The sequence below is a fragment of the Pseudomonas kuykendallii genome, from assembly GCF_900106975.1.
Lineage (GTDB): Bacteria > Pseudomonadota > Gammaproteobacteria > Pseudomonadales > Pseudomonadaceae > Pseudomonas_O > Pseudomonas_O kuykendallii.
The window spans coordinates 246,566-273,109 of record NZ_FNNU01000005.1 but is presented as its reverse complement, the minus strand read 5'-3'; the positions used below and the strand labels follow the sequence as shown (position 1 = coordinate 273,109).

Genomic DNA, 26,544 nt, shown 5'->3' with positions numbered 1-26,544 from the left:
GTCCTCCTTTAGGTTCCAGCTGAGATTTGCACATGCTCGATTCCAAGTTGATACGCAGCCAACTACACGACGTCGCCGCACGCCTGGCCACGCGTGGCTATTCGTTGGACGTCACGCGTATCGAAGCGCTCGAAGCCCAGCGCAAGAGCGTCCAGACCCGCACCGAACAACTGCAGGCCGAGCGCAATGCCCGTTCCAAGAGCATCGGTCAGGCCAAGCAGCGCGGTGAGGACATCGCGCCGCTGCTGGCCGAGGTCGACCGCATGGGCAGCGAGCTGGACGAGGGCAAGCGCGAGCTGGACGGCATCCAGCAGGAGCTGGACAACCTGCTGCTGGGCATCCCCAACCTGCCGCACGAATCCGTGCCGGTCGGCGCGGACGAGGAGGGCAACGTCGAAGTGCGCCGCTGGGGTACGCCGAAGGTCTTCGATTTCCCGGTTCAGGACCACGTGAGCCTTGGCGAACGGCATGGCTGGCTCGATTTCGAGACGGCCGCCAAGCTTTCCGGCGCGCGCTTCGCCCTGCTGCGCGGGCCGATCGCCCGACTGCACCGCGCCCTTGCGCAATTCATGATCAACCTGCACACCGCCGAGCACGGTTACGAGGAGGCCTACACGCCTTATCTGGTGCAAGCCTCGGCACTGCAGGGCACCGGCCAGTTGCCGAAGTTCGAGGAAGACCTGTTCCGCATCGCCCGTGAGGATCAGGCAGACCTGTACCTGATCCCGACCGCCGAAGTCTCCCTGACCAACATCGTGGCCGGGCAGATCATCGATCCGAAGCTGCTGCCGCTGAAATTCGTCGCCCACACTCCCTGCTTCCGCAGCGAGGCCGGCGCGTCGGGTCGCGATACCCGCGGGATGATCCGCCAGCATCAGTTCGACAAGGTGGAGATGGTGCAGATCGTCGATCCCGCCACCTCCTACGAGGCGCTGGAGAACCTGACGGCCAATGCCGAGCGCGTCCTGCAGTTGCTCGAACTCCCGTACCGCGTGCTCGCACTCTGCACCAGCGACATGGGCTTCGGCGCGACCAAGACCTACGACCTGGAAGTCTGGGTGCCGAGCCAGGACAAGTTCCGCGAGATTTCCTCCTGCTCGAACTGCGGTGACTTCCAGGCGCGCCGCATGCAGGCGCGCTATCGCAATCCGGAAACCGGCAAGCCCGAGCTGCTGCACACGCTCAACGGCTCCGGCCTGGCCGTCGGCCGGACGTTGGTCGCTGTGCTGGAGAACTACCAGCAGGCCGACGGTTCGATCCGCGTGCCCGAAGTGCTCAAGCCCTACATGGGCGGTATCGACCTCATCGGTTGATGATTCCGTCGCCGGATACCGCGTATCCGGCGACGCTCCTGACTCGTCGCGTCTTCCTCGCAGGCCGCCATGGACTATCTCCCGCTTTTCCATAACCTCCAGGGTCGTCGCGTGCTGCTCGTCGGCGGTGGCGAGGTGGCGCTGCGCAAGTCGCGCCTGCTCGCCGATGCCGGCGCTGAGTTGCGCGTCGTCGCACCGGAGATCTGCCCCGAGCTGCTGGCCCTGGCCGGTGAGGGCGCGCATCGACGCGGCTATGCGAGCGGCGATCTGCAGGGCGCCTGCCTGGTTATCGCCGCCACTGACGATGAGCCCCTGAACGCACGGATATCCAGCGAAGCCAAGGCGCTGGGGATTCCGGTCAACGTAGTGGACGCCCCGGCGTTGTGCAGCGTGATATTCCCCGCCATCGTCGACCGCTCGCCGCTGATCGTCGCGGTGTCCAGCGGCGGCGACGCCCCGGTGCTGGCGCGGCTGATCCGCGCCCGCGTCGAGACCTGGATTCCGGCGCGCTACGGCGAGCTCGCCGGCCTGGCCAAACGGTTCCGCTCGCGGGTGAAGGCGCTGTTTCCCAACGTCCGCGAGCGCCGGGTGTTCTGGGAAGACGTATTCCAGGGGCCGATCGCCGAACGCATGCTGGCCGGGCAGGGCGATGAAGCCCAGCGTCTGCTGGAAAACCAGTTGGCCGGCGCGCCCAAGCCGTCCGGCGGCGAGGTGTACCTGGTCGGCGCCGGCCCGGGCGATCCCGACCTGCTGACCTTCCGCGCCCTGCGTCTGATGCAGCAGGCCGATGTGGTGCTCTATGACCGACTCGTCGCCCCGGCGATCGTCGAGCTTTGTCGCCGCGACGCCGAGCGTATCTATGTCGGCAAGCGCCGCGCCGAGCATGCGGTGACCCAGGAACGCATCAACCAGATGCTCATCGAGCTAGCGCAAGAAGGCAAACGAGTACTTCGCCTCAAGGGTGGCGATCCGTTCATCTTTGGTCGTGGCGGCGAGGAAATCGAAGGCCTGGCGGCGCGCGGCATTCCGTTCCAGGTGGTGCCCGGCATCACCGCCGCCAGTGGCTGTGCGGCCTACGCCGGGATTCCGCTTACCCACCGCGACTACGCCCAGTCGGTGCGTTTCGTCACCGGACATTTGAAGGACGACAGCTACAACCTGCCCTGGGCCGATCTGACCTCGCCCGGACAGACGCTGGTGTTCTACATGGGCCTCGTCGGGCTACCGGTGATCTGCGAGCGGCTGATCGCGCACGGGTGCGCATCGAGTACGCCGGCAGCGCTGGTACAGCAGGGCACCACCGCCGCACAGCGGGTGTTCACCGGTACGCTTGCGGACCTGCCGGCAGTGGTCGCCGCCCATGAAGTCCATGCGCCGACGCTGATCATCGTCGGCGAGGTGGTCCGGCTGCATGAAAAGCTGGCCTGGTTCGAAGGTGCCGCCGACGCCTGAGGCGCCGGCCGATTCACGCCTGCCAAACGCCCTTGCCCGGCAACCGCTCGCGATCGTGCGGGCGCAGGAAGTCCAGCGCGGGGCCGTCCGGAATGATGCCGGTCGGGTTGATGGTCTTGTGACTGGCGTAGTAGTGCCCCTTGATGTGGGTGAAGTCGACGGTTTCGGCGATCCCCGCCCACTGGTAAAGCTCGCGCAGCCAGTTGGACAGGTTCGGGTAATCCTCGATGCGCTGGCGGTTGCACTTGAAGTGACCGTGGTAGACGGCGTCGAAGCGAATCATCGTGGTGAACAGCCGCAGATCGGCCTCGGTGAGGTATTCACCGGCCAGGTAGCGGCGTTCGCCCAGCAAGGTGTCGAGGCGGTCGAGCTCACCGAACAACTCGGCGAAGGCTTCCGAATAGGCTTTCTGCGTGGTGGCGAACCCGGCGCGATAGACACCGTTGTTGACCGCCGGATAGATCCGCTCGTTGAGCGCGTCGATTTCCGCCCGCAGCGCCTGCGGATAGAAATCCAGCGTGTTGCCGGTCAGGCCGTCGAAGGCGCTGTTGAACATGCGGATGATCTCGGAGGATTCGTTGCTGACGATCTCCGCGCGCTGCTTGTCCCATAGCAGGGGCACAGTCACCCTGCCGCTGTACTTCGGGTCGTCGCGCGTGTAGCGCTGATGCAGGAAGTCCAGGCCGTCCAGCGGGTCGCCGGTGGAGCCGTAGGCGCGATCGAAGGTCCAACCCTGCTCGGCCATCAACCATCCGACGACAGAGACGTCGATCAGCCCGCCGAGGTCCTTTAGCCTGCGCATGATCAGCGTGCGGTGAGCCCAGGGGCAGGCCAGCGAAACGTAGAGGTGATAGCGCCCGGCTTCGGCCGCGAAACCCGGTTTGCCGCTCGGGCCGGCTTCGCCGTCTGCGGTGATCCAGTTGCGGCGCTGGGCCATCTCGCGCTTGAAACGGCCGTCCTCGCCGTTCTCGTACCACTGGTCATGCCAGCGCCCGTCGATCAGAAGCCCCATCGTCATATCCTCGCCAATTTCAGATTGGAGAGGAGTCTACCGGCATAGGTTCGATCGAATGGCGCAAGTTACTGCCCATACGAATCGGCTACATCGATGGATTGCGGGTTTCCCAGCAGGTTTTCGCCTGGGCGAAGGCCTCGTCGCGCGTGCGACCGAGGGCGCGCAAGCCGAGGGCAATGGTCGCCAGCACCGCCAATTGGCCGTAACTGTCTTCCACTTCGCCCAGCCAGAAGGCCTTCAGATGGGCGGGGTCCAGGCGCTCCGGCTTGACGTGGCGGAGTGCCGACAGCGCCGGCCAATCCTCATCCCAGTTTTCGCCGTTCGCGGTACCGAAGAGGTGCGAGGCGGCGTCGGGGTTGATTTCGATCTCGCCCCCGTCGCCTTTGACCACGATGGAGGTGTCGCCCAGCAGGTGGCTGGCTTCACGGTGAACCGCCTGGTATCCGGGATGAAAGATACTCTGCAAGCCGCATCTGGCGCCCAGCGGGTTGAGCACACGGGCCAGCGAGTGGATCGGCGACCGCAGCCCGAGGATGTTGCGCAGGTCGATCATCCGCTGCAGCTCCGGCATCCAGGCGCCCAGCGGAATGAAGGCGATGGACTCGCGGTCGAGGCTTTGCGCGACTTCGTCCCAGTTGGCGCAGCAGGGCAGGTCCAGCAGTTCCAGCAGTTGCTCGCTGTACAGGCGCCCGGCGGTGTGCGCACCGGCGCCATGGATGAGGATGCGCACGCCGTGCCGGGCGAGACACTTGGCGGCCAGGAGAAACCACGGCAGGTGGCGCTTCTTGCCGGCGTAGGTCGGCCAGTCCAGGTCGAGGGGAATGGCTGGGGGCGAAAGGCGAGCACGTACCGCCTCGGTGAAGCCGGCAAGCTCTTCGGCGCTTTCTTCCTTGTGCCGCAGCAGCATGAGGAAGGCACCAAGCTGGGTGTCCTCCACCTTGCCATCGAGCAGGAAGCCCATGGCCTCGCGCGCTTCCTCGCGGGTTAGCCCTCGGGCGCCGCGCTTGCCTTTGCCGAGAATGCGCACGTAATGGGCGAAAGGGTGTTCGGCGGGCGTCACCAGATTCATAGCCTGACTCATAGACAGTTGCTCGGTTTCGGCAACCCGGCGAGCTTGGCCGCGAGTTTCGCCGGGGTACCCTGGAAGAGGTGGTTGAGGTGCAGGCTGTTGCCTTTTTCAGGCCCCAGCTTGAGCGCCACGTACTTGATCAATGGGCGGGTGGCTGGCGAGAGCTGGAACTCGGCATAGAAGGCGCGCAACAGGTCGAGGATTTCCCAGTGTGCGGTCTGCAGCGCCAGCCCTTCGCGCTCGGCCAGGGCGGCGGCAACCGCCGGCGACCAGTCATCCAGGCGAACCAGATAGCCATCCTTGTCCAGGGCGATGCTCCGTCCTTCGACGTCGATGCTGCTCATAGCCAGCCATTCACCTTGTCGAAACGGCCGCACAGCTCGACGAAGCCCGGATAGTCGACGACCGTGCAGTGTGCCGGAGCGCTGAGCCCGCGCGCGTGCAGGTCTTCGTCGAGGGCGAACAGTGGGAAGCCTTTCGGCAAGGCGGCCAGCTCGCGCGCGGGCAGGCTGTCGCCGCGCAGCGCGTACGTGGCGTCTCCGGTGAGCAGTACACCATCGCGGCTGCCGAGGAGACGCAGGCAGCTGTCGAACCGGTCATCGCCGACGGGCGAATGGGAAAGCAGATGCAGGGTGGTCATCAGAGCGTCACCAGCAGGTCGAAACGATCGAGCAGGGTGCGCAACGCCGCATCGTCCAGCGGCGTCACCGGTAGGTCGAGCGCCTCCGCGGAGAGGCCGCGGGCGTCGAGGCTGCGCTGATCGACGTACAGTTCGTCGACACCGAACATCGGCAACGCCCGCAGGTTGGCGCTCAGGTCCTTCTGCTGGACGGCGGCGGCCTGCTGCGCGGTCGCCAGTTGCAGCACGCCGTCGTCGAGAAACAGCAGCGAGACCGGCAGATCGAACGCACCGCCAGCGAGGGCGATATCCAGGGCCTCACGGGCGCCGCTGCCACTCCAGGGTGACTGCCTGCAGACCAGCAACATCGACTTGGCCATCACGGACCTCCGAAACAGACGAGGCGATCGGCGAGCTGCGCCGCTTCATGCAACTGTCCCAATCCGGACAGTTCCCAAGGCGCGGCTACGCTTGCGCTGCGCTGGTAACGCTGCGCCTCGCCCTCATCCAGAACGCCACGGCGCAGGGCCGCGGCGATGCAGACGACAGCATCCAGCGAGTGCCGCTCGACCAGTTCCCGCCAGGCGGCCGGCAGGTCGAGTTCGTCCTGCGGGGTTACCGGATTGGTGGACGCGTTGTGCACACCGTCCTGATAGAAGAACAGCCGCACGATCTGATGCCCGCCCGCCAGTGCCGCCTCGGCAAAACGAAGGGCGCGACGTGACGACGGCGCATGGGGTGGAGCGAACAGGGCGATGGCGAATTTCATGGCTCGAACGCGGCTTACGGACAGGCCGCCATGATAGGGTGCTTTGCCGATCCGTGCAGCGCCCATCGGCATCGGGGAACCAGACCCCGTCGGCCCGCCCTGCGTCGAAGCGGGATTTCCTATGAAGCTGCATGCTGTTCGTCCGGTAATTGCCTGTTACTACGGGACTCTTTCTGGAAATGGCGGTCAGTGACTCTATGAGAAGCCGGGTGCCATTGCCCGACGCATCCTTTCGCAGGTGTTGTTTTGCACAAGTCAGTCCTGATCGTAGACGACGAGCCCGATATTCTCTCCATGCTGCTGGAGCACCTGGCCGATTGTGGTTATGACGCTTACGGCGCCGGCAACACCGCCCAGGCCATGGATGTGCTCCAGGCACACGACGACATCAACCTGCTGATCTCGGATTTCCGCCTGAACGATGGCACCAACGGCATGATGGTGGCGGAGGCTGCGCTGAAGAAGCTGCCGATGATCAAGGTGCTGTTCATCAGCGGTCACCCCTACGAAGTCTGGTCGGCGAAGAACTTCAAGAGCCTGAATGCCCAACTGGTCAGCAAACCCTTCAGGCTCGAGCAACTGGACGCATCTATTCACCAGCTCGTCGGTTCGGCGGCCTGACCGATTCATCGATTGTCCGGAGGTGACCATGATCCCTTACGTACCGCAGCCTCAGATGACACAGCTACCGATGTGGCACGCCGATGAGTCTCCGCTGAACGATCTTGACGAGACCGAAAGCGAGATCGACGAAGACCAGCCATTGCCGGATGAGGTACTGGAAAACCTTACCGAAGAGGCCGATGTACCCGCGGCGGTCCCCGATCCGGGGCCGATGTAGCCAGCCCGAGAAGCCCCGCATCTGCGGGGCTTCTGCTATGTGCTCTGCAGCGGCTGATGGAAGGTGAAGGTAGTGCCGGCCTCGCGGCTCGACGTCACCGTCAGGTTGCCGCCATGGGCACGCGCGACCTCGCTGGCGATGTACAGCCCCAGGCCAAGGCCGGCTCGCGGCAGATCGCTGAGCGGCCGGGAGTAGGGCAGGAACAGTCGCTCGAGCACGCTGGCCGGAATCGGCTCGCCCTGGTTGCTCACCGAGATGCTGAAGCCCCCCGCATTACGCCCGATATTCACCTCGACCGTTCCATCCTGCGCGCCATGGGCGATGGCGTTGGCGACCAGATTGGAAAGCAGTTGGCCGATCCGCTCGGGGTCGCAGCGAAACCCTTCCAGTCGCTCGATGTTCGCATTGATGATCCGTTCCGAATGAATCCGCTGAATCTCGGAAACCACGTGACGAAGGCTGTCCGCCAGGTTCGGGCACTCTCGCAGCTTCACCGGGATTCCGTCGCCCAAGCGTCCGCGGGCGAAATCGAGGACGTCCTCGACCAACTGCGAAGCGCGCTGGTTGCTGCTCACGATGTGTTTCACCAGCCGCTCGGTGCGTTCATCCATCGGTTTGCGCATCAGCATTTCCGCACAGGCGTCGATCGCGAACAGCGGATTGCGCAGGTCGTGCCCCAGCACCGCGATGAACTGCTCGCGCAGCTCGGCGTTCTTTCGCTCCAGCAGCAGCGCGGCTTCGGTGCGCTGGAAGCCTTCCTCGGCCTCCAGCTGAATCGCCAGCAGCCGTGCGAAGGACGCCATCATCGCGACGATGTGGGGCTCGGAAAGTTTGGCTGGAAGGGGATCGAGCGCGCAGAGGGTGCCGAAGAAACTGCCGTCGGCGCGAATCACCGGATAGGAGATGTAGCTCTCGAACTTGTACAGGCGTGGGGTGTGATGGGTGCAGTAGCGCTCGTCCATGCTAGCGTGATCGATGATCACCGGCTCGCGGGAGCCCCGCACCTCGTTGCACAGGGTGGTGGCGATTTCCAGCGTGTCGCTGACCTCCAGCCCGAAGCCCAGCAGGTCCAGCACCGCGCACGCCGTCCAATCGCTCTTGGTGACCCGCGCCACCGCGACGAAACGCAGCCCCGTACTCTCCGCGATGACCTGCAGGATCGCAGGCACCGCGCTGATCCGCCCAATGGCGGATACGTCTGAAGCTATCGAGTGTTGCATGCCGATATCCACTGCAGGCGAAGAGCGCTGTTTTCCAAACAAGTGACGCCATCCCCACTCATGAAGGGGTGATGCGAGCGGCGTGGGAAGGTTGGTTCGGTAACACCTGAAAAAGAAAAGCCCGCACAGGGCGGGCTAAGAGCCATAACACACAGCAACACAAAGGAGTCATTTGCGTTGAAGGAAAGACTACGCCGGTGAAGGTGAAAGATTCGTGAAGAAAACCAGCTGTCGAGTTGCTGGGTTCGGAAGGTACTTGGACTGCTCAGCGGCATCGAAGCCGGAGAGAATGGTGCCCGAAGCCGGGGTCGAACCGGCACGGGGTTACCCCCGAGGGATTTTAAGTCCCTTGCGTCTACCGATTTCGCCATTCGGGCGGTAGCGCTACAGCGTGATCGCCTGGCGGCGACGCGCGGAATATATACAGCGAGGCGGGTGCAGGCAAGGTTGCCTAGGCACTTTCCGTTGTCCCGAAATAGTGGGGCGCAGAAAAGAAAAAACCCCGTAGATGCTTGATCTACGGGGCTTTCATAATGGAGGCCGATGTCGGAATCGAACCGGCGTACACGGATTTGCAATCCGAAACAAAGGGCAGGGGGATCAACTGCTTACAGAAAATCGTTTCCGCAACTTCGCGCCGTTTGGTCCTCTGGAGACCAGTAACGACGCGGGGGGTAGTGTGGGTTGCGGAAACGATTTCGGGGCTATTTGGTGGGGCTGACGACCTCGCCGAGGCGGCGGTAGACAGTCTTGGTGATCTGCTCTTTGGTGTGCCCGAGCAGCCGGCTTGCGGCGGAGAGGTCTTCGATCTCCGTCGCCGCCTTCGGCCTGATGTCGCTGAACCGAAACGCACGGATCAGCGCGGCCAGGTCGTCGTCGCCGGCCTTCGACGCAATCTCTGCCGCTTTCGCCCGTGCATCGTCCCAGCGGTTGCGCAGCATTCCGTAGCTCAGCCGAAGCCCGTCGACGTTGCAGATCAGCGGGGCGGTGATGCGCGCTTCAGCGATGTGGCGGGCCTTCAGCTGTTCCAGGAACAGTCCCAGCCCGGTTGGCTCTCCGTTTTCCTGCAGGCGGATACGGAGCTTCTTCTGCGTCTTCCCCTGGCCGACCAGCAGGTAGTCGCCGACGATGTCGCGCTTTCGCATTTTCAGCACGTCAGACGGCCGCTGGCCGGTGAGGTAGGCGAGGTCCATAGCGTCCTGCAGCTCGGTTACCGCCACGCTGTAAATGGCAGCCCAGACCTCGGGTGTTGCGTAGTAATCGCGGGGCTTTTCCTTGTTCTTTCGGAGCCCCGTGCAGGGGTTTGCGCGTGTTGTCAGCCCCCATTCCCGGGCGATGTTCATCATGTGGGAGAGCAGGGCGAGTTCGCGATTGGCGCGGGTCTTCGCCGACCGAGCGTCTCGATACTGTGCCAACTGATGGGTGGTGACCGACTCGATTGGCGCCATCTCGAACACGGGGCGGAGCTGTCGCAGCTCCGCTAGGTTGTCTCGCTGCGTTCGGGGCGCTTTAGTGGGGATAATCTCTCGTTCATACCGGTCGAACAGTGCCCCCATAAGGTGTGCCGGCTTCTCTACTGGCTTGGATTCCAGGGCGGCCCACTTGATTTTCGCGGCCTCCAAATCGGTGCCGAGCGGGATTTCAATCCGCTTACCCTTCGCATCCCGCCCGTTGTAGTAGTACCCAATCCACACGTCGCCGCTCTTCAGTCGCCGGGTACGGGCGATCATCCGGGGCGGCAAGACGTCCTGATTTTGCTTTGTCTTCGGCCGCACTACTTCACCTTTCCCAAGTCCATTTGCCATTCATCATGTGGCCGCTCTGCCGCGGCCAGCAATAGGCCGGGGTTCAGCCCGGCCAATTTCAATCGCGCGTAGAACCGGCCCACGATGGGCCGGCCTGCTCCGCTTAGTGCGTAGCGCCATCGCTCTGCGTCGAGCCAGCGCTGTTGTTCCCGCGGGCGGCGATATCCGGTGATGCTCGCCAGCTCCGCTTCCGTCAGCAGCTCCATCAGGTGCTGCGGGATTTCTTCTTCAGCCACGGTACGGCCTCCCCTGATACCAGATCTCGACCAACTCGTTGGCTCCCGCCGGGTCGGCCCACACGCCAATCGGCGTGTGCCAGTCGGCCAGGCTGAGTAGCTTGGCCTGGTGATGGGCTTCGTCGAGCGACACGGCAGGGCCTTCGGCGCGGAAGTCAAGCAGCATGCCTATCTGGTGCAGGATCGCTTCCTGCCCGGTGTAGCTGCAGGCCTGGCAGCCGCTGCCCGCGCAGAAGCGACATTCAGACATGGGCCACCTCCACCGGTTGCCGGTCTGCCCAGCGGAGCATCGCCAAGGCGTTCAGCCAGGCGCGCCGATCGCTCGGCGTGCTGCTGGTGTGGATGATCGGCCGCCCTGGCTTGAGCCAGCGCAGGTGGCCACCGTTTGTGCGTTGAGCCTGCCAGCCGTTCTCGGTGGCGTAGTCGTACAGCAGCTGCAAGGCCTTGCCATAACGCCGGCCCGACGTGATGACGATCCGGCTCATGGTGCATTCCTCGCGCCGCAGTTCGAGCAGTCCTGGAAGCGCTGGCGTTCGCTCAGGAAGCGGCCGCAGCCTTCGCAGTTGAGCCGGGTGCTGTAGCTGCGATATCGCGGGCGCTGGAGCTTGGGCAGCTTGAGGCCGACCGAGCGCAGCGCCTGCTTGTGTTCGAGCAGGCTGGCGCGGACTACCGGGCGGGAGCGCTCGGCGATGTAGCCGCACGGCCACAGCTCGAAGCCCTGGGCCAGGTACCCAGCGGCATCTGCCGCCCCTGGGTGGATCGCGTCGTCCAGGTTGGCGGTTGGGCCCTTGCCGCCGCGCCATACTAGGTCGTTTCCGTCCCACTCGCGCGCGTAGGCCACATATACGCGGCCGTCCTCGTTGCGGTAGGCCTCGGCTTCCGACCTGGTGAGGTACTGACAGCCGACTCCGACCTCTGCCCGGGCGCGGACGTAATCCGCCGGCCAAGGGAGGTCGGTATCGCGGCACTCGTACTGCTTGACCGCAGCCTCGCGGGTGAACTGCTCGGCGTCGTCTAGGTTCGAGGTGTAGCCACCGCCGTCGCGCCAGAACATCGCCCGGCTGCCGACGTTGCTGCGGCTGTCCTGCAGGTAGAAGAGGTCAGCCATGGGCCACCTCCAGGCGGCTCAGGCTGATTGCCATAGCCAGGGGGCGGCACCAGACCGGCATGTTGTTGAGGGTGAAGGTCTCGCCCATTTCGGAAAGCATCAGGGTGCTGAGCATCACGTTGGCGATTGCCTTGCCCGCCTTGCGGGGTACGGCGTTGCCGATGCGTTCGCGCCAGGCGCCGTCGTTGCTGCCATGCAGGATGAACTGCTTACCGACCAGCTCCAGGGCGCTGGTTTCGTCGTTGGGCTGCCAAATGTCCTCAGGGTCGAACATGGATTGCAGCGCGGCCAGTTCCAGGGTGGTGAACGGCCGGTTCCAGGTGTCGTGCGGGCTGCGGATGACGCAAGCCAGACGGTCGTTGGAGGCAGGCAGGCGAGTGTCTGCAACTGACCAGCGGCCGTTGTCGTGGCGTGCGCTGGCGGATACGGCGCCGGCCGAGCTTCCCCAGTCGACTACGCCGTAGTGGCCGCCGGTGAGGTAGGCGTCGCCCTTCTTGCGATTGAGGACACGCGGGTCGGCGACCGACTGCCAGCCACCTTGCACGCCCTTGCCGCCGGCGATGATGGTGCCTGCATGGCGATCAAATGGCACCACGCGAAAGTTTCCGGAGTGGCGGTTCCAGTCCGGGCGCGGGTCGGCCACGCTGAACGGGCCTTGCCCTGGGCTGCGCTGGCCAGTCACCACGCCGGAATGACGATCCCAGGGAATCACGCCGTACTGTGAGTATTCCGCCTTGCTGGCTGGGCGAGGGTCCGCGACAGAAAACGCACCGTTGGTTGGGCCGTTGCGACCGGCGATGGTGCCGGTGCTGTCGCCCCAGCCATGCACTCCCAGGTACCCCGCCTGGTATTCCGGGACGATGATTAGGTCGCGCAGGTAGCCGTCCTCGATCGTCAGGCGGTTGAGCGACCGCCAGTCCTTACCCGGTTCGACGAGGGCAAGCCGAACCCATGTTTTCCAGTGCAGCGCTGGAACGCGGTGCATCGGGCCAGCGAGGTCGATATCGCCAGGCATGGGCATGCGGTTGAGGATTTCGCCGACGCCGCGCAGGCTGTGGGTCTGCGGTTGATACAGGAATGCCGGCACGCTCTCGACGTGGCGGGCCACCAGCAGGAAGCGCGGACGGCTCTGTGCCAGCCCGGCAATCTTGCCGCAGTCGTGCACGGTTTCTTCCACGGCGTAGCCGTAATGCCTGAACAGCTGGACGATCTGGTCGAGCAAGTAGCGACCACGTGATGCCAACCGCGGGACGTTCTCGAAGACGATCAGCTTGACCGGTCGGTGTTGCCAGGCCTCCAGCATCAGCCAGACGCAGCGCAGCGTCAGCTCGTTCAAGGCCATGTACTTCGGTGTGAGGCTCATCGACTCAGGTAGCAGGCCAGACGCCCCCTTGCAGGGGCTGCTGATGAATACGCCATCTGGGTCTTCGTTGTTGGCTGCCCGGCGGATGTCGTCGAGCGTGGCTTCCTTCCAGCCTGCGGGCGGTTCCTCGCCGTGAAACGCGATGTACTGCTCGCGGGTGAATAGATCGAGCAGGGTGCCCTTGGTGCCGGTGAACTCTTCGAAGTCCGCCAGGCCGGCGGCGTCGATATCGACTCCACCGATGCAACGCCAGCTACCCAGCATGTTGGCGATCTGCAGTGAGCTGTCGTTGAAACCGGCGGCACCGGAACCCAGGCCGCAGCAGAACCCGAAGTGTTTGTAGGTGCGCTTAACGAGCATAGCGGCGCTCCTTCGCTTGGCGGATAGCGGCACGCTCGGCCATGAAGGCGGCCCACTCCAGATTCTTGCGTTGCTGGCGAATACGGCTGCAGGCGCGGTGCTTGCGGGTGGCGCGGGCCTTGCCGCACACGTCGCAGATGTGCGGCAGGTCCAGTGCTTTGCTGGCCATGGTTGGACGGGTGCGTGTGTCAGCCACGGGACACCTCCGCATTCTTGGCGGCGCGGGCTTTTTCGTATTCGCTGGGGACGATCTCGATGGCGCCCTCGATCCAGCCGGACGACGGCCGACCGGCGGCGACGTTCGCCAAGTGGTTGGCCTGGTCGATCTGGAACCCGAGGTGGAAGTAGGCAACGCCGGCGTGCTCGAACATTAGGCCGCCGCACAGCAACAGGTTGCCGGTGTTGACACCGAGGCGCTCCCAGTAGCGATGCCTGCTCAGCAGCGGCGGGCAGTTCTCACGCCAGAGGGTCAGCAGGCGCTTATGCTCTTCGCGGTAGGCGGCGCGTTCCTCCTTCGGCATGCCCTTGGGCAGCTTCACTGCGCTGCGCAGGTGCCGGTAGCCGTGGTCGTCCGGTTGGCGCCAGTGAAAGGTCAACTCGTCGCTGGCGGGTAGCATCAAGCCGCCGGCGAAGTTCGAGTCAATGTCGTGCATGCCGGCGACCTTGCCGCCGAACAGCTTGCCGAGCCGATCCAGACCTGCGCGGAGTTCTTCTTTCGCGGCAGCAAGCTCGAGGAGCACGGCGACGGTGGCCGGAGCGGACGACTTGTAGAAGTAGTAGGCCATGTCAGTTGCTCCCCATCAGCGCGCGGGTGAGGGCGTTGGGTTGCCCGATGGGGGTGACGTTGGCGGCATGCACGTGAACGGCCTGACCGTTGCGTGCCTTGATCAGAACAAGGTGATCAGTGACCGCAACTACTTCGCCTTCTCGGGCACTGATGCGGAAGCCGCGGCCAGTGGCCTTGGTGCCGACGTAGGACACCTTATCGCCGATGGCAAACGTGTTCGTGGTAGCCTCGGCGCCGCTGACTTCAGGGGTTTGTGCTTGCATGGTGCTTCTCCTTGGGGTTGGTAAGGCCTCGGGGGGTTGCCGCCCTCCGGGGCCGTCTTTTACGCCGCGACGTATCCGCCGGCGGTCTTGTGCAGCAGGCCCAGTTCAGCGGCCTGCTGCAGCAATCGGGTGGCCTTGCTGCTGCCTATCTGGAGTTCCTTCGCTACCTGCCTGACTGCCACCTTGGCGCCGCTCTGCGCTTCGGCGATGAGCTGCTGCAGCTCGGGCGGCAGGACCTGGGCGACGGCTGTTTCCGTGTCGGTTTCCGTTCGTTCCTGCTGGCGTTCCCCGGCCTGTTTCCGGTTCTCGGTTACGGCTAGTGGGGAGCGCTCCGCGACAGGGGTGGAACGCAGGGCGGCGAGGATCAGGGCCGGGACAACCTCCAGCGCGGCGGCAAAGCCGGCGCATAGCAGGGTGGCCAGTTCGAGGGGTAGGCCTGCGGCCTTGGCCGGGCGGGCGAGTAGGGTGGTCAGCTCTTGCGATGCGGAGTCTCTGCGCACCTGGGCGCGTTCGCGTTCGGCGTCGATGCGGGCCATGGCGGCTGTCTCCAGCTCCAGGGCGCGGCTGACCATGCCGCGTTCGCGCAGGGCGTTGGCCTGCTGGTGGACGGCGGCCGCGTCGGTGTCGAGCTGCTCGATGCGAGCGGCGTCGGCGTCGCGCTGTTCCACCAGGTCGGCCTTGCGCTGTTCGTGGCGGGCCTGGTACTCGGCGCGGCTGGTGATGATCGAGCTGTAGAGCCGGTCGTAGCTGGCCCAGCCGGATACGCCGCCCAGGGCGAGCGCGCAGGCCATCATCAGCAGCGCGCAGATGGTTCGTCGTGCCGCCAGCAGGCCAAGGGCCAGCGGCCAGGCGATGTACTTGAACAGGTCCAGGACGACCGCGGCGGATGCGAACAGGACGGCCAGCATGGCGTTCTCGATCAGCGCGGCGATGGCCAGCGCCACCGACGTGGCGGTCACGCTTGCGAGCGCGGCGACCATTGCCAGCAAGGCCCAGCGGTGGTGCCGTTGTAGGTGGTGCATGGTGCTTCTCCTTGGGGATGGGTTGCCCGGGCGTTGCCGCGTCCGGGCAGCATTTCTCAGTCCTTCAACGGGCCAGCCAGACGATCAGGTCAGGCATCGAGGCGCCGGCCAGGGCGATCACCAGCAGGGCGGCCAGCGTTGCCACCAGCCCTCCCGCCATTCCGTTTCCTGCGTTTTCATCGATTTGCATGGTGCTTCTCCTCTCATGGGTGTGCCGGTTGCCGCCGGCGTTGATTGGCGCGGGTTGCAGCCCTACGCCTTGAACATCCAGCACTTCACCGTGGCCGATTTGGTGACGCTGTGGTTGTGGCGCATGGCCTGGTGACTCCGCACGGCGGAGTCGACGGCGCGGTTGGTTTCGAGGAATTTGCGGCTGCGGCTGTCCTTGAGGCGCTCGCGCAGCTCGGGCACGTCGGCCAGGCGCTGGCGGTGCTCGGCGGCGCGCTCGGCGAACTCGTTGAGGTTGATGGCGATCAGCCCGTCTTTCTTGCTGTGGTTCACCACCGGGCCCTCCGCGTCCAGCCCTTCCAGGTAGTCGAAGACCTCCCAGAATTCGGCCACCACCGGGTGGTCGGCACTGATGGCCGCCTGGCGCTCCAGGGCCATTTCGATGATGCAGCGCATGGTGGCGCTGACCTGGGCGTCGCTGAGCGGCGACACCAGACGCAGCGCGTCGAGCAGGGCCAGCAGCTGGGCGTGGTTCTTGATGATCCGCTCGACGCGGATGTAGCCGCGCAGGGTATTGCCGCAGGCCGGGCAGGCGTCGTTTTCGCTGGCCGTCTTCGGGTACTGGGCATCGCAGGCGATGCAGTGGCTGTGCAAGCGGCGCAGGCGCGCTTCGTGGGTGGGCACGCGCTCGTCGAACTGCTTGAGCACCTCGGCTTCGGCCTTCAGCGCCCGCAGCAGGAAGTGGCTGAGGGTGTCGCCGTCCAGCGCAGTGAGGCGGTCGGCGGCTACGCGGCTTTCCGGGGTGACGTTGGGGCGCACGAAGTGGAGCTTGCAGATCCGCGTCATGATCGCCTCGGAGGCGACCACCGGGGCGTTCTGGCTGATGGCGATGGTCCCGCGGAACGGCGGTTCGTAGGTCTCGTTACCTGCGGTTTTAACGCCCTTGGTGGCGAGCGTGCCGCCGCCGAAGTAGTCCTTCAGCTCGTCCCAGTCGAAGGTTTTCGCGTGGGCCTTGTCGTCGCCGCCGCTACGGTCGGATTCGAGCAGCACCACAGGCATGGCGGAGACCTGGCCCATCAGGCGCGAGCGCCCGGCCTTGGTGGACTTGGACGGGTCGAAGCCTTCGTAACCGGACCGGCCGAGCAGCTTCCAGAGCAGGTTAAGCAGCGTGGTCTTGCCGGCGCCGGCTTCACCAGTCGCCTCGAGGAAGGGGAAGGACTGGTACTTGGCGCGGATCTGCTCGGCGAACAGCGAACCGAACCAGAACGCCAGCGCCACCACGCCCTGGGCGCGGAAGCAGGTCCACAGCAGGGCGAGCCACTCGTTGTCGTAGCCCTTGCCCTGCTGATCGATGCGTACCGGCACGCCCTTCTGCAGGGTTTTCAGGCGCAGCTGGCCGAACTCGAAGTAGTCCTCTTCGTTGACGCTTACGACGGCGCCATCCTTGATGGCCACGTCGCCGAACACATAGCAGCGGAATTCCTTGCTGTAGCCGACGAAGTCGATCGTCTGCACCGTTTTGATGGCGTAGAGCTGGTCTTTCAGGATCTTGTCGAGCTGCTGGCCGCTGCCGGTGAACACGGCGCCGGCGGCCATGCCCAGCAGGCGCTTCTTGAACTCGCTCGCCGCTGCCACCTGGCCGCCGGTGAAGGTGTTCTTCACGCTGGCGCCGCCGTGGGGGAAATCCACGCGGAAGTAGTACCAGCTCTCGTCGGTGACGGTGTTGGCCTGGAAATACAGGGCCTGGGGGTAGCAGTTGGCGATTTCGACCACGCCGCCCGACTGGCGCAGGGCCTTCTCGCGCATCTGCCGATCGTTCAGCAGTTGGTCGTCCTGGTGCTCGCTCGACTCCAGGCCCTGGATGGCCTTGTTGTATTTCTCCAGGTCCAGCTTGAACCAGTAGAGACGGTTGTCGAAGCCGAAGTGAAATTCCTGGCGCTCCTTCCAGTCGTACATCAGCAGGGCCTTCTCGCTGGCGCTCTCCGCGATGAGCAGGGCCCCGTGGTGCCGGGCTTCGTCGATGTCGGCCTTGATGCAATCGGCGCGCTTCTCCGCGTCGTCGATGAACTGCCAGCGCTGGTGCAGATCGTTCCAGTCGACCTTGCGACCGTCGTGCTGCGGGATCTGCGCAGCCTCGCAGGTGAAGCCCAGCTTGCGCGCCTGCTGCACCCAGCGCCGCGTGTAGCGGTGCGCACCGGGCTCGTTGTCCAGCGCCCATACCAGCTTCGGCAGTTTGCCGCCGCGCGCCTTGCCCAGCTCGAGCAGGGCCTGCTCGGGGAAGGCGTTGCTGCTCATGGCGGAAACAGCGGTGATGTCGTGGTGCAGCAGGGCAATGGCGTCGAAGATGCCCTCGACGATCCAGATTTCCTTCGCCGCCAGCAGGTCGACGCTCGGCGGGCACCACCACCAGCCGCGGTAGGAGGCGCCGGGCTTGAAGCGTGCCTTCTGCTTGCCGAAGCGATGCGGCTGGTCGATCAGCCGTTCCCAATAGCCGCCGTGCTCCAGCTCGAAGCGCACAGTGGCGCTGCCGATGTTCAGCACGCGGTCGAAATAGTGTTCCTGGCTGAACCAGCCCTCGAGCAGCTCGAGGCGGAAGCCGCGGGCGAATTCCAGGTAGGCGCGGGCACTGGCGGTGGGCTGCTGCTCGGTGGCCGGCGCGCGCTTGCTCCAGTCGTCGAACAGGTCCGGGTACAGCTCCTTCACATGCCACTGCTGGCCGCACTTGCTCTCGCGGCCGCACTTGATGAACCAGGGCTGTTCGTAGTTGCTGTACAGCTCCTTCTTCCCGCAGGCCGGGCACACGCCGCCGCGCATGAAAACGGTGCCGGTGCGCCGCTTGAGGCTGTAGTCGGATTCGAGCCGCTGCAGCACGTCGGCGCGGATCTGCTGGTCCATGGGATGCGCTTTCACGGCCGCTGCCCCATGTCCTCTGTCGCTACTTGGTACAGAGCCCTCAGCGGGGCCATGTACTGGTCGAAGTAGCAGGGACCTGCAGGGATCGCGTCTGACCACATGAGCGCGGTGAGATAGCCGCGTGCCTCGTGGTAGTCGGAATCACGGAAATAATTCGATGAGTCGAGCATCCGCTTGACCAGGTTGATCAGCAGCGGGTGCTTATCCGCCAGCGCGGCGATGTAGGGGGTGTGCTCAGCAATCCGCGGGTCGATGGTGTGCGCTTCTTCGGTCATGTCGAACGGCCAATCAGGAGTGGGAGAGGGCGGCTTGCAGCGCGCCGATGGTGCGTTTGTGGCCCGCCAGGGCTGGATGGTCGTCCAGAATTCGCTGGCTGCGCAGCTGCTCCGGCACCGCGCGATAGCGGTCGTCGTACCAGTGCTCGGTCAGCGCCAGGCGCAAGCAGTGGCGCAGGTTCGCGAGCAGTGCTTCGGCGACGGGTTGCGGCATGTCGAGCTGTACGGAAACGGCTGTTTGCATGGCTTCCTCCCGGTTTTCGGGCGCAGTTCACCCAAACCCACGGCTGTGGGGCTGGCGGTGTACGGGGGTCAGTTGACGGGTTGCGGGCGGCTGGTGAGGCGGCTGGGCAGCAGGCGGGCGGGCACGGAATAGCGATCGCCGGTGCGGGTATCGATCAGCACGGCTACGTCCGGGGCGGACGCGAAGTCGATACCGACCCAGGCCACCTGCAACAGCGTGGGGCTTTCGATGCTGGGTGCCAGCTGGCGGGCCTCGAACTCGGCCACGGCCAGATCCGCGATGCGCTGCACCATGAACTGGGGCACGCCCAGGGAGGTGACCAGGTACTGCACGCAGCTCGCCATCAGCTGTTCGCCGGCGAGGTGCAGCACGTCATTGCGCTGCAGGTAGGCAACAGCGGCGTACTGCATCGCCGCGCGGTAGTCGGTGGAGGGGTCGATGGGCAACGGTGCGGCGTTCATGCGGTGAGTACTCCCTGTTGTGAAATGGGGTCCAGCAGGTCCAACTGCTGGTCGTCGGCGCGCGCCAGGCGCAGCGCCCTCATTCGCTCGATCGACGGGGCGACCGGAAGCACCATCAACGGCTGAGTGAGGCCGGACGGGCTGAGCTGAAAATCGATGGTTACCGAGCCGCTGTAGGTGGCGCCGCAGGCCAGGTTCGTGCACTGGTAGTACGTCGAACGAAAGCAGGGCGTCTGCCCCTCGGATGTACGAATCCGCATGCGCCCGCGGCAAGCCGGGCACACCAGTTTGTAAGTGCTCATCTGTCTCCCCGCCGCCAGTCGCGGCCCGGCCGTGGCCGGTAAAGTTGCGGCGCGTCGTGCGCCTACTACGGTTCCTGCTTGGCAGCCCGATTGGCCTACCGGTAACGTTCACTGCCTGGGCGTTTTGCCCTGTCGTATCGATCTGGAGCAGTGAATGGAAAAGCAACGCAAGGACGTGGACGCCCTCGAACTATCCCTGCTCATCGATCAGCGCTTTCCGGGGGAAATCGCGATCGCATTGCGCAACCTCTTCGCGATGGGCTGCCTGCTGGTGTTCCAGGGCCACCGCAAGCAGGGCTTGAAGGCCTGCGACGATGCGATCCGCGCCCTCGGGCCCATCAACCGGGGCCGCTACCTCGACCACCTCATCGCCAACGTCATCGATGACCCCATTGCGATCGCGCGGACTGTTGGCGCGTCGGCGGAGGTCCTCGACCTGTTCAACGCTGGCCCAGCGCGTCGATAGGGATATCAGGCCATCGGCCATCCTGTAGGGCCGTGCGGGCTCCGCGTTCGGTTGAACGATGTGGCCACCGTCCTTGCACTCCACGTTGAAGCCCGCATCCAGCAGGCATCGGCCTAGGAGGTGCAGCAACAATGTCTTCCCGGCCCCTGCCGGGCCGCTCAATTCCATGTGTATCTGGTAGATGATGCCCATAGCGTCCCTCGACTATTCCTGGTGCAGGATGATCACGGCGGCGACCTCTTCGTGCCGCGCGGCCACGTAGGCGCGGTGGGCGGAGAGGATCTGCCGAATTTCGATGCTGCTGATGACGCCATCTTTCAGGGCCATTTCGATGATCGAGTCGACCATGCCGCGCTTCGCCGAGACGTCCAGCGCGCGGCTGTAGAGGTCCAGGTTGTCCAGGCTCTCCGGGTCGGCCAGCGGCACGAACACCCCGCCGTAGAGGGCGCAGAGGTAGTCCGGCAGGTGGTGGGTGCCGGCCTCTTGCTCGAGCAGGTGAAGCTGCTCGTCGGAGAGCGGGCGGCTGCCGGCATTCTGGTAGGCGTGGTTGTCGAACTGTTTGAGGTTCAGCCCCAGCCGTGGGGCTGCGCAGTCACGCCCGCCCGGGTAGTCGCAAATGATGGCGCTGACGGCCTGGCGGCGTGTTTCTAGGGTGCTGCGCTTCATGTTCTGGTTTCTCGACTGGGCCGTTGGGCTTAACTTGCGATCGCTGGTTCGGCGTCGGTCTTGCGGCGCCCGTAGCGCTGCACCTCTCCGATAACGCCTTCCTTTATGCCGAGCAGAACTGCCGCCCGGTGGGCTTCGCCGCGCAGACATTTCTTCTGGCCATTCAGGACGGCGTACACAGTTGAGGGAGACAGGCTGTTGTCCTCGGCCCATTCCTTGGCGCTTCGGCCCGTCTGACTGATCAGTGACCGTGCCTTTTCGAGCGCTTGCTCGGTGGGGTATCCGTTCGGCATAGTGCGGTTTCGTGTGATTTCGTGTGATGACGGAAGAAGTATTTCCCACGAATGATTGATTGTCAACGATCTGAGGTGCGTATTCGTGGGATTTGGCGATCGCCTTAAGGAAGAGCGGCAACGCCTGGGCCTTAATCAATCGGATTTCGCCGCTTTCGCAGGTGTGGCTAAGAACAGCCAGCTCAACTATGAGAAAGGCGAGCGCAGCCCAGACGCTGTGTACCTGACCGCTGTGGCGGAGAAGGGCGTCGATGTGCTGTACGTGGTCACAGGCAACAGGACGCCGATCAAGGGAGAGGGACTATCCATGGAAGAAATGCAGATCATCGCGAGCTATCGCACGCTTCCTGAAGCGGACCAAGCCGTCGCGCTTCGCACCATCACCGCCTTGGCAGAGCTGGTGGCACGCCAGCCCCAGCGGCCGTGATCGCCTCGTCTGAACGATCTTGGCGAACATCAACGCCCTCATCGACATACCTGCCGAAGTCCTCGGTTCTAGACTCCGGGAAGAACGCATGCGTCTCGGATTCGAGGTCGCCGACTTCGCGCTGCTCATGGGTGAACAAGAGGCCGCCGTGGTCCTGATGGAAATGGGTCTCAGGCCAATCACCATCAGCTATCTGGAGCTGCTCGAATGCCGCACCGAGGTAAGCATCTCTTACGTGCTGACAGGGCGTAGACAATGACGCAAGCCCGGCACTTCCAATTTTAAGGAGTGTTGGAGCATGCAGGATCAAAGCAAGGAATGGAGTGACATGAAGGGTGACGCGGAGCAAGCGGATAACCCGCAGGGATTGACCGCTATCGAACTGCGGCTACTAAAGCTTTATCGGCGCATGTCAATGAACGATCAGGAAAGCTTGCTTCGGTTGGCAGAAGCGCTTGCGACCGTAGCGGGATAACTGGACCTCCCGGCTTTTGCCGGGAGGTCAACAGCCTCAGCCTCACTGCAACAGACACTAGGTTTAGAAGGACACACCGATGCCTCAAACGGATGAGAAAAGTATCTGGAAAACGGTAACTGGCTTCCTACCTTTTGTTGGAGGACTGCATCGACTCAAAGGAAAACATTTTTCGGGGGCAGCAAAGGAGGTTGCTGTAACCGTTTTATTGGCAACATTCCCTATCTGGGCAGGGGCGTTTTATGGAGCCCTGTCCGACATAGGAAAAATTGAAAGTTTGTCTTCAGCCTTTCTGCTGTATCTCAGCCGTCTTAGGGAGGCATTAGAAAATGGAACCTTGATACTTTACTCCGCATCTTTGATAGCGCCGGTATTGTATCTTGCTCTTGAGGAAAAGAGTGACGGAAACAGCTCTGGAAAAATGCCTTCTCCAATGTCTCACATACTGTCTGTCTTCGTAATCCAAACTGCAGCGACAATTTACTATACCAAGCAAATGTCCTTGGAGGTTATTAACGCTGGCTTTGCATGGTACTCCTCTGTTGTGATGTTTATTTTTACCATATTCGTGCTTTACATAGTGCATTGCCATAAGCACTTCACTGAAGTGGCTGACCCTTCTAGAGATATAGAAGACAACGCCCTTGAATTTTCCGCTGGTTATAGTCGTCACCGGAGGGCGGAACAATGAGGCAAAGAGATTTAGTTGACGAAGCCTATTATGGGCGGCAATTGGAAATTCGCTGCCTAAAGGTTCATCAACCTATGGGCGAATTCTACGTAGGGTGCATAAATAGCAAGGATCTGCGCGAGATTACATACTCCGATGTTCGACGCATGGAAGGGGAGCGGGGCTTTGAAAGCTATTTAGGAATCCAGCGACCGCTAAATAGTAAGCGTGTAAAAGAAATTTCTGCCTATACAAAGACGGTTGATGCATGTTTCCCAACAGCGGTATTGCTATCTGTTAAGGGACATTGCGCAGAATTTGATGAAGAGAAAGGGATTTTGACCCTTATGCCCTATAGAAATGAGGGTGAAGATGATCTTTTCGAAAGCGTTCCCTATCCTCGGCTTGCGAACGTTATTGATGGCCAGCACCGTATAGCAGGGTTGCACGACTACGCTGGAGACGATTTTGAAATCAATGTTTCTATTTTTGTTGAGATAGATGTTTCCTCAGAAGCATATCTTTTTTCGACGGTGAACTTGGCTCAAACGAAAGTTAGCACTAGCCTCGTATACGATCTTTATGATCTGGCGAATAAAAGAAGCCCTCAAAAACTCTGCCATGAGATAGCGGTAGCTCTAGATAAGGATAAAGATAGCCCATTCTTCAGAAGGATAAAGCGGCTGGGCGGCGCGCAGCCACACAATTTGCCTGGGAGCCTCACGCAGGCAGCATTTGTCCAAGCTCTAATGCGATATATTTCATCCGATCCAATGAGAGATCGCGATGCTTATATGCGGGGTAGAATCCCATCAATACATGATGGTGACCCCTATAAGCAGATCTTCCGTAAATTTCTGATCGAAGATAGGGATTACGAACTTACAGATATTATTTGGGATTACTTTAAGGCGGTAGAGTCTCGGTGGCCTAGAGCCTGGAGTAATCCAGATAAAGGAATTATTTTAAGCAAAACTAATGGGTTTATGGCGTTGATGCGTCTTCTTAAAGATATTTATCTGTGGCTAAAAAAAGACAAGCCAACGCAGGCGGATTTCGATCCGATTTTTGCCAGAGTTAGTTTTGATGATTCCCATTTTTCGACTGAGACATACAAGCCGGGCACAAGTGGGGAGTCTGCCTTGTATAAGGCATTAGTCGCAGAAATTAGAGTTTCCTAGCTACCAGCATTTAATTGCGAGTTCCTGGTAAACACCTCGGAACTCGCTTTTCCCTGCAAGAACATTACTGCGGGAAAGTGTTACCTGCTCGAATCCGGCATATAGGCTTTTTATCGATTCGTGGTTGGCATTTAGAACAAGTACTTTTGCTCCACGAGCTGTCGCTCTAACCACGGCGTCTTTTAGTCTCACTTGGTCTTCCCAGCGAAATAAATTCTCATTGTACTTTATGAATCCATTATAGTTGTGTTTGACCGTATAGGGCGGGTCTACAAATACAAAGTCGCCTGCTTGTGCTTGATCTATAATTGGCTCAAAGTCTGATACGACAAATTTGGTGTTCTCAAACAAATTTGAAATATCTGCGAAGCTATCAATATCGAGCAGAATGTTATTTTTCGTGCCAATCGGAACGTTAAAATTACCTTTTAGATTAACCCTATAAAGGCCATTCCAGCAGGTGCGATTGAGATAAAGAGTTCGGGCTGCCATCGTATAAATAGTATGCGGCCGCTGATCTCTAACTTTGTAGTAGTGCTCTGTACTATGCATGCGTTGATGTTCGCGCAGCAGACTGACAACTTTCGACCAGTCCTGCTTCACCGCGACATACACGTTGATCAGCTCCGCATTTACATCGGACAGCAAAGCTCTCTCAGGCTTTAGGTGAAAGTACACTGCGGCACCACCCAAGAACGGCTCAATGTAGTTTTCAAATTCGGTAGGGAAAAGCTCTGAACCTTTGCGGACGAGCCAGCGTTTACCACCTGCCCATTTTATGATTGGTTGAAGCTCCATTTTTTACTCGATCAGCACTATTCAAATTGGCGCGTAGCTTAGTCGCGGCGTCTCAGCTACGTCCACTGGAGCGGACCACTAATTTAGGCGGGGTTAGCTGGTAACTGAGTCTTCGCGCTCCTCTTCCTATTCGCCGTGAGGCCGGTGCCGTGGGCTCCTGCCTTCCGAAACCATCTGGATAGAGGGTTTGATATCTGGATTTGACTATAACGTCAGTAGCTCCCTGCCAATGACGGAGTATGCAGATGAGTTGCGAGGTTGCTGTTGTGGTTGCAGAGTTGGAGCGGGAGGGGCATTGCCCGCGTCTGATAGCTTGACGCCAGAGGAATGGATGATCGTTCGGTTCTACCGCGGCTTGCGAGAGCGGGACCAGGCATGGATGCGACGGATGCTCACCGCGCTGGCGGCGAACCAGATACCTGACTGATACATAAAGGCCCTTATGCGGGACCTTTGTTTTCCCGACGCACTACAGATCGAGCAGCGCCGGCGCGATGCCGAACGCCTGGGCGATCTTCTCCCGCGTGGCCTTGCGCGGCTTGGCGGCCTACTCCTGCTGCGCGTAGGCCGGTTGGGTGATGCCGATGCGCTCTGCCACTTCCTGCTGCGACAGCCCCAGGTGGCGGCGCCAGGCGCCGGCAGGGGTGAGACTTTCCTTGACCATCAATCCGACTACCTCGTTCGGCACCAAGTCATCGCGAGGTGGGCTGCGTTTGGCAGTTTCTGCTGGCTTCATTGGCCTATGTCCGACAGGTGCTCTGGTTGACTGCTTCGACAAACCGATTTGCATGCCCCATGGCGCATGCAACACGCCTGTTCCTTGCCAGTTCCCACGCCTCGGGTGGGTACTGCTTGTTCCAGGCAGCGTACAGCTTCCGGTCCTGGCTCGACAGTCGTAGCCCATAGCGCTCGCTCATGTAGAAGTAGGTCCGCGCGATCATTCCGCGGATCTGCTGACGCGGCATCACCTTGCGGGCCTTGAAGTCCACCACCGTGGCGCAGGTGCCGTATTGGCTGGGCTTCTGCGGCAGCCAACCGTAGCTGAAGTTGGAGCGATCGCCGTTCACTTCGCCGATGCTCGGCACGAGATTGTGCAGGTCGGCCTCGGCCTGGTTGAAGACGCGGTCCGTCTTCGTGCAGTTCTTCCTACCTCCGTGTTGCCAGCACTGCCGCTGATGGCCGATTACCCAGGCCGGCACGATGTGTTCCCACTCGATCCGCGCCGCGCGCTGCGGGTTTTTCCTCGGCTGGTAGCCGCAGCTCTTCAAGTCCACGGTTTTGCCGCTGTATCGGCAGCCACAGTAGAACTCTACGGGGTTCCCGGCGTAGAGCTTCCACGCCACCTTCTTGGCTTCAACGAATGTGCGCGGTGCGGCCGCGCTGGCTCCCTGGGCGATAGCGAGGCAGAGGATAAGGACGAAGTACGGCATGTGCTTCCTTTCGCGTGCTGATGGTCGGACGCCCGTTGCGCGACGGCGGGGGCTGCTGGTATCTGTATAAATATACAGTCTTTCGAGCACCCGTTTCCATGTCCCTTACCATTCTCGGCCGCCATGACCGGCTTCGTCACCTACTACCGGAAGCCGCAGAGCTGCGCATCACGGGCTTCCAGTCACCTGCCGAAGACGAGAAGGAGGGCACGCTTTCGCTCGATTCGCTGGTGGGCCTGGGTGCGCCGCAGACGTGGCTGATGCGCGTAGATGACGACAGCCTGATTGGCTTCGGCATGTATCCGGGCGATCGCCTGGTGGTGGACCGCGCCGCACGCTGCGTGCCGGACTGCTACGTGGTGGTGGATATCGACGGCGATAGCCAGTACCGCGTCCGCCTGATGACGCGCGACAGTGGCGCCCTCGTTCTGAAAGGGGCGCATCCCTTCATCCGACAGATCAACCTGGAATACGTCGAGGACCTGGAGGTGTTCGGGGTGGTGCGCTGGGTGATCAGCTACGTGGGGCTATGA

Annotated in this window: 38 protein-coding genes, 1 tRNA gene and 1 pseudogene; 11 read left to right on the top strand and 29 right to left on the bottom strand. The window is 62.3% G+C overall.

The annotated features are described in order from the left end of the window. Nucleotides 1-32 precede the first annotated feature (32 nt). Both serS and cysG read left to right on the top strand, forming a co-directional pair. Nucleotides 33-1,313, top strand: coding sequence for a serine--tRNA ligase (serS, locus tag BLV15_RS17220; RefSeq protein WP_090230925.1), 1,281 nt, complete (start codon nucleotides 33-35; stop codon nucleotides 1,311-1,313). A gap of 69 nt (nucleotides 1,314-1,382) precedes the next feature. Continuing rightward, a complete protein-coding gene (gene cysG, locus BLV15_RS17215; RefSeq protein WP_090230924.1) occupies nucleotides 1,383-2,765 on the top strand; it encodes a siroheme synthase CysG in 1,383 nt (460 codons plus the stop codon). A 13-nt stretch (nucleotides 2,766-2,778) separates the two neighbouring features. Here the strand turns inward: cysG and BLV15_RS17210 are convergent, their stop codons facing one another. The 6 genes from BLV15_RS17210 to tusD form a co-directional block, all read right to left on the bottom strand. Continuing rightward, complete coding sequence (locus tag BLV15_RS17210; protein ID WP_090230923.1) at nucleotides 2,779-3,777, bottom strand: glutathione S-transferase family protein; 999 nt, start codon at nucleotides 3,775-3,777, stop codon at nucleotides 2,779-2,781. Nucleotides 3,778-3,865: 88 nt separating this feature from the next. Further along, nucleotides 3,866-4,849 (bottom strand): glycosyl transferase family protein, encoded by a 984-nt coding sequence (locus BLV15_RS17205; protein WP_090230922.1) that lies wholly within the window; start codon nucleotides 4,847-4,849, stop codon nucleotides 3,866-3,868. Between the two features lie 8 nt (nucleotides 4,850-4,857). After that, nucleotides 4,858-5,193, bottom strand: coding sequence for a TusE/DsrC/DsvC family sulfur relay protein (locus BLV15_RS17200; protein WP_090230921.1), 336 nt, complete (start codon nucleotides 5,191-5,193; stop codon nucleotides 4,858-4,860). Further along, entirely contained in the window at nucleotides 5,190-5,489 is a 300-nt protein-coding gene (gene tusB / locus BLV15_RS17195) for a sulfurtransferase complex subunit TusB (protein ID WP_090230920.1), read from the bottom strand. The genes BLV15_RS17200 and tusB overlap by 4 nt, the downstream gene beginning before the upstream one ends. After that, nucleotides 5,489-5,848: a sulfurtransferase complex subunit TusC gene (gene tusC, locus BLV15_RS17190; RefSeq protein WP_090230919.1), complete on the bottom strand. Its 360-nt coding sequence runs from the start codon at nucleotides 5,846-5,848 to the stop codon at nucleotides 5,489-5,491. Before tusC ends, tusB begins: the two co-directional genes overlap by 1 nt. Next, nucleotides 5,848-6,237: a sulfurtransferase complex subunit TusD gene (gene tusD, locus BLV15_RS17185; protein WP_090230918.1), complete on the bottom strand. Its 390-nt coding sequence runs from the start codon at nucleotides 6,235-6,237 to the stop codon at nucleotides 5,848-5,850. Before tusD ends, tusC begins: the two co-directional genes overlap by 1 nt. Before the next feature lie 246 nt (nucleotides 6,238-6,483). On the opposite strand from tusD, the gene BLV15_RS17180 reads away from it, so the two are divergent. Together BLV15_RS17180 and BLV15_RS17175 are read left to right on the top strand one after the other, a co-directional pair. Then, nucleotides 6,484-6,858 carry a response regulator gene (locus BLV15_RS17180; protein ID WP_139210736.1) on the top strand — a complete coding sequence of 125 codons (375 nt, stop codon included), beginning with the start codon at nucleotides 6,484-6,486 and terminating at the stop codon, nucleotides 6,856-6,858. A 28-nt stretch (nucleotides 6,859-6,886) separates the two neighbouring features. Further along, nucleotides 6,887-7,078, top strand: coding sequence for a hypothetical protein (locus BLV15_RS17175; protein WP_090230916.1), 192 nt, complete (start codon nucleotides 6,887-6,889; stop codon nucleotides 7,076-7,078). A gap of 35 nt (nucleotides 7,079-7,113) precedes the next feature. Here the strand turns inward: BLV15_RS17175 and BLV15_RS17170 are convergent, their stop codons facing one another. The 18 genes from BLV15_RS17170 to BLV15_RS17090 form a co-directional block, all read right to left on the bottom strand. Beyond that, entirely contained in the window at nucleotides 7,114-8,298 is a 1,185-nt protein-coding gene (locus tag BLV15_RS17170; protein ID WP_090230915.1) for a GAF domain-containing sensor histidine kinase, read from the bottom strand. A gap of 290 nt (nucleotides 8,299-8,588) precedes the next feature. Beyond that, nucleotides 8,589-8,675: transfer RNA gene (locus BLV15_RS17165), tRNA-Leu, on the bottom strand. Nucleotides 8,676-9,002: 327 nt separating this feature from the next. Then, nucleotides 9,003-10,073: a tyrosine-type recombinase/integrase gene (locus tag BLV15_RS17160; protein WP_407072433.1), complete on the bottom strand. Its 1,071-nt coding sequence runs from the start codon at nucleotides 10,071-10,073 to the stop codon at nucleotides 9,003-9,005. Then, nucleotides 10,073-10,339 carry a DUF4224 domain-containing protein gene (locus BLV15_RS17155; protein WP_342741569.1) on the bottom strand — a complete coding sequence of 89 codons (267 nt, stop codon included), beginning with the start codon at nucleotides 10,337-10,339 and terminating at the stop codon, nucleotides 10,073-10,075. The genes BLV15_RS17160 and BLV15_RS17155 overlap by 1 nt, the downstream gene beginning before the upstream one ends. Then, nucleotides 10,332-10,589, bottom strand: coding sequence for a hypothetical protein (locus tag BLV15_RS17150; RefSeq protein ID WP_090230914.1), 258 nt, complete (start codon nucleotides 10,587-10,589; stop codon nucleotides 10,332-10,334). The genes BLV15_RS17155 and BLV15_RS17150 overlap by 8 nt, the downstream gene beginning before the upstream one ends. Then, a complete protein-coding gene (locus tag BLV15_RS17145; protein WP_090230913.1) occupies nucleotides 10,582-10,824 on the bottom strand; it encodes an ATP-grasp domain-containing protein in 243 nt (80 codons plus the stop codon). The genes BLV15_RS17150 and BLV15_RS17145 overlap by 8 nt, the downstream gene beginning before the upstream one ends. After that, nucleotides 10,821-11,447 (bottom strand): hypothetical protein, encoded by a 627-nt coding sequence (locus tag BLV15_RS17140; protein WP_090230912.1) that lies wholly within the window; start codon nucleotides 11,445-11,447, stop codon nucleotides 10,821-10,823. Before BLV15_RS17140 ends, BLV15_RS17145 begins: the two co-directional genes overlap by 4 nt. Further along, entirely contained in the window at nucleotides 11,440-13,170 is a 1,731-nt protein-coding gene (locus tag BLV15_RS17135) for a DNA cytosine methyltransferase (RefSeq protein WP_090230911.1), read from the bottom strand. Before BLV15_RS17135 ends, BLV15_RS17140 begins: the two co-directional genes overlap by 8 nt. Further along, nucleotides 13,160-13,366 carry a hypothetical protein gene (locus BLV15_RS17130; RefSeq protein ID WP_407072434.1) on the bottom strand — a complete coding sequence of 69 codons (207 nt, stop codon included), beginning with the start codon at nucleotides 13,364-13,366 and terminating at the stop codon, nucleotides 13,160-13,162. Before BLV15_RS17130 ends, BLV15_RS17135 begins: the two co-directional genes overlap by 11 nt. Next, a complete protein-coding gene (locus BLV15_RS17125; protein WP_090230909.1) occupies nucleotides 13,359-13,955 on the bottom strand; it encodes a hypothetical protein in 597 nt (198 codons plus the stop codon). Before BLV15_RS17125 ends, BLV15_RS17130 begins: the two co-directional genes overlap by 8 nt. 1 nt (nucleotide 13,956) lies before the next feature. Next, nucleotides 13,957-14,220 (bottom strand): hypothetical protein, encoded by a 264-nt coding sequence (locus BLV15_RS17120; RefSeq protein WP_090230908.1) that lies wholly within the window; start codon nucleotides 14,218-14,220, stop codon nucleotides 13,957-13,959. Nucleotides 14,221-14,279: 59 nt separating this feature from the next. After that, the gene (locus BLV15_RS17115; RefSeq protein WP_090230907.1) at nucleotides 14,280-15,242 is read right to left on the bottom strand and encodes a coiled-coil domain-containing protein; all 963 of its coding nucleotides are present in this window, start codon (nucleotides 15,240-15,242) and stop codon (nucleotides 14,280-14,282) included. Between the two features lie 64 nt (nucleotides 15,243-15,306). Continuing rightward, nucleotides 15,307-15,432 (bottom strand): hypothetical protein, encoded by a 126-nt coding sequence (locus tag BLV15_RS22425; RefSeq protein ID WP_255964489.1) that lies wholly within the window; start codon nucleotides 15,430-15,432, stop codon nucleotides 15,307-15,309. Nucleotides 15,433-15,494: 62 nt separating this feature from the next. Further along, nucleotides 15,495-18,305, bottom strand: coding sequence for a toprim domain-containing protein (locus tag BLV15_RS17110; protein WP_090230906.1), 2,811 nt, complete (start codon nucleotides 18,303-18,305; stop codon nucleotides 15,495-15,497). Nucleotides 18,306-18,316: 11 nt separating this feature from the next. Next, nucleotides 18,317-18,598 carry a hypothetical protein gene (locus BLV15_RS17105; protein WP_090230905.1) on the bottom strand — a complete coding sequence of 94 codons (282 nt, stop codon included), beginning with the start codon at nucleotides 18,596-18,598 and terminating at the stop codon, nucleotides 18,317-18,319. A 13-nt stretch (nucleotides 18,599-18,611) separates the two neighbouring features. Next, a complete protein-coding gene (locus tag BLV15_RS17100) occupies nucleotides 18,612-18,842 on the bottom strand; it encodes a hypothetical protein (protein ID WP_090230904.1) in 231 nt (76 codons plus the stop codon). 68 nt (nucleotides 18,843-18,910) lie between these two features. Next, entirely contained in the window at nucleotides 18,911-19,303 is a 393-nt protein-coding gene (locus tag BLV15_RS17095; RefSeq protein WP_090230903.1) for a hypothetical protein, read from the bottom strand. Continuing rightward, a complete protein-coding gene (locus BLV15_RS17090; protein ID WP_090230902.1) occupies nucleotides 19,300-19,605 on the bottom strand; it encodes an Ogr/Delta-like zinc finger protein in 306 nt (101 codons plus the stop codon). The genes BLV15_RS17095 and BLV15_RS17090 overlap by 4 nt, the downstream gene beginning before the upstream one ends. Before the next feature lie 154 nt (nucleotides 19,606-19,759). On the opposite strand from BLV15_RS17090, the gene BLV15_RS17085 reads away from it, so the two are divergent. After that, a complete protein-coding gene (locus BLV15_RS17085; protein ID WP_090230901.1) occupies nucleotides 19,760-20,071 on the top strand; it encodes a hypothetical protein in 312 nt (103 codons plus the stop codon). Between the two features lie 204 nt (nucleotides 20,072-20,275). Here the strand turns inward: BLV15_RS17085 and BLV15_RS17080 are convergent, their stop codons facing one another. Both BLV15_RS17080 and BLV15_RS17075 read right to left on the bottom strand, forming a co-directional pair. Further along, nucleotides 20,276-20,737 carry a YmfL family putative regulatory protein gene (locus tag BLV15_RS17080; RefSeq protein ID WP_090230900.1) on the bottom strand — a complete coding sequence of 154 codons (462 nt, stop codon included), beginning with the start codon at nucleotides 20,735-20,737 and terminating at the stop codon, nucleotides 20,276-20,278. Between the two features lie 29 nt (nucleotides 20,738-20,766). Continuing rightward, the gene (locus tag BLV15_RS17075; protein WP_090230899.1) at nucleotides 20,767-21,030 is read right to left on the bottom strand and encodes a DNA-binding protein; all 264 of its coding nucleotides are present in this window, start codon (nucleotides 21,028-21,030) and stop codon (nucleotides 20,767-20,769) included. A gap of 85 nt (nucleotides 21,031-21,115) precedes the next feature. On the opposite strand from BLV15_RS17075, the gene BLV15_RS17070 reads away from it, so the two are divergent. The 5 genes from BLV15_RS17070 (at nucleotide 21,116) to BLV15_RS17065 (ending at nucleotide 23,783) form a co-directional block, all read left to right on the top strand. After that, complete coding sequence (locus BLV15_RS17070) at nucleotides 21,116-21,457, top strand: helix-turn-helix domain-containing protein (RefSeq protein ID WP_090231079.1); 342 nt, start codon at nucleotides 21,116-21,118, stop codon at nucleotides 21,455-21,457. 19 nt (nucleotides 21,458-21,476) lie between these two features. Next, entirely contained in the window at nucleotides 21,477-21,716 is a 240-nt protein-coding gene (locus BLV15_RS21910) for a helix-turn-helix domain-containing protein (protein ID WP_139210735.1), read from the top strand. A 39-nt stretch (nucleotides 21,717-21,755) separates the two neighbouring features. Next, nucleotides 21,756-21,932, top strand: coding sequence for a hypothetical protein (locus BLV15_RS22145; protein WP_175534389.1), 177 nt, complete (start codon nucleotides 21,756-21,758; stop codon nucleotides 21,930-21,932). 79 nt (nucleotides 21,933-22,011) lie between these two features. After that, complete coding sequence (locus BLV15_RS21905; RefSeq protein WP_139210734.1) at nucleotides 22,012-22,623, top strand: hypothetical protein; 612 nt, start codon at nucleotides 22,012-22,014, stop codon at nucleotides 22,621-22,623. Next, the gene (locus tag BLV15_RS17065) at nucleotides 22,620-23,783 is read left to right on the top strand and encodes a DGQHR domain-containing protein (protein ID WP_090230898.1); all 1,164 of its coding nucleotides are present in this window, start codon (nucleotides 22,620-22,622) and stop codon (nucleotides 23,781-23,783) included. Before BLV15_RS21905 ends, BLV15_RS17065 begins: the two co-directional genes overlap by 4 nt. Here BLV15_RS17065 and BLV15_RS17060 read toward each other — a convergent pair whose 3' ends face one another. From BLV15_RS17060 to BLV15_RS17050, 3 genes and pseudogenes are all read right to left on the bottom strand, one after another. Further along, the gene (locus BLV15_RS17060; protein WP_090230897.1) at nucleotides 23,784-24,581 is read right to left on the bottom strand and encodes a DNA adenine methylase; all 798 of its coding nucleotides are present in this window, start codon (nucleotides 24,579-24,581) and stop codon (nucleotides 23,784-23,786) included. A 469-nt stretch (nucleotides 24,582-25,050) separates the two neighbouring features. Further along, nucleotides 25,051-25,275 (bottom strand): annotated as a pseudogene (locus BLV15_RS22585) (helix-turn-helix domain-containing protein); the annotation flags it as partial. A gap of 46 nt (nucleotides 25,276-25,321) precedes the next feature. Then, nucleotides 25,322-26,011, bottom strand: coding sequence for an endonuclease (locus tag BLV15_RS17050; protein ID WP_090230896.1), 690 nt, complete (start codon nucleotides 26,009-26,011; stop codon nucleotides 25,322-25,324). 98 nt (nucleotides 26,012-26,109) lie between these two features. On the opposite strand from BLV15_RS17050, the gene BLV15_RS17045 reads away from it, so the two are divergent. Further along, the gene (locus BLV15_RS17045) at nucleotides 26,110-26,544 is read left to right on the top strand and encodes a LexA family protein (protein ID WP_090230895.1); all 435 of its coding nucleotides are present in this window, start codon (nucleotides 26,110-26,112) and stop codon (nucleotides 26,542-26,544) included.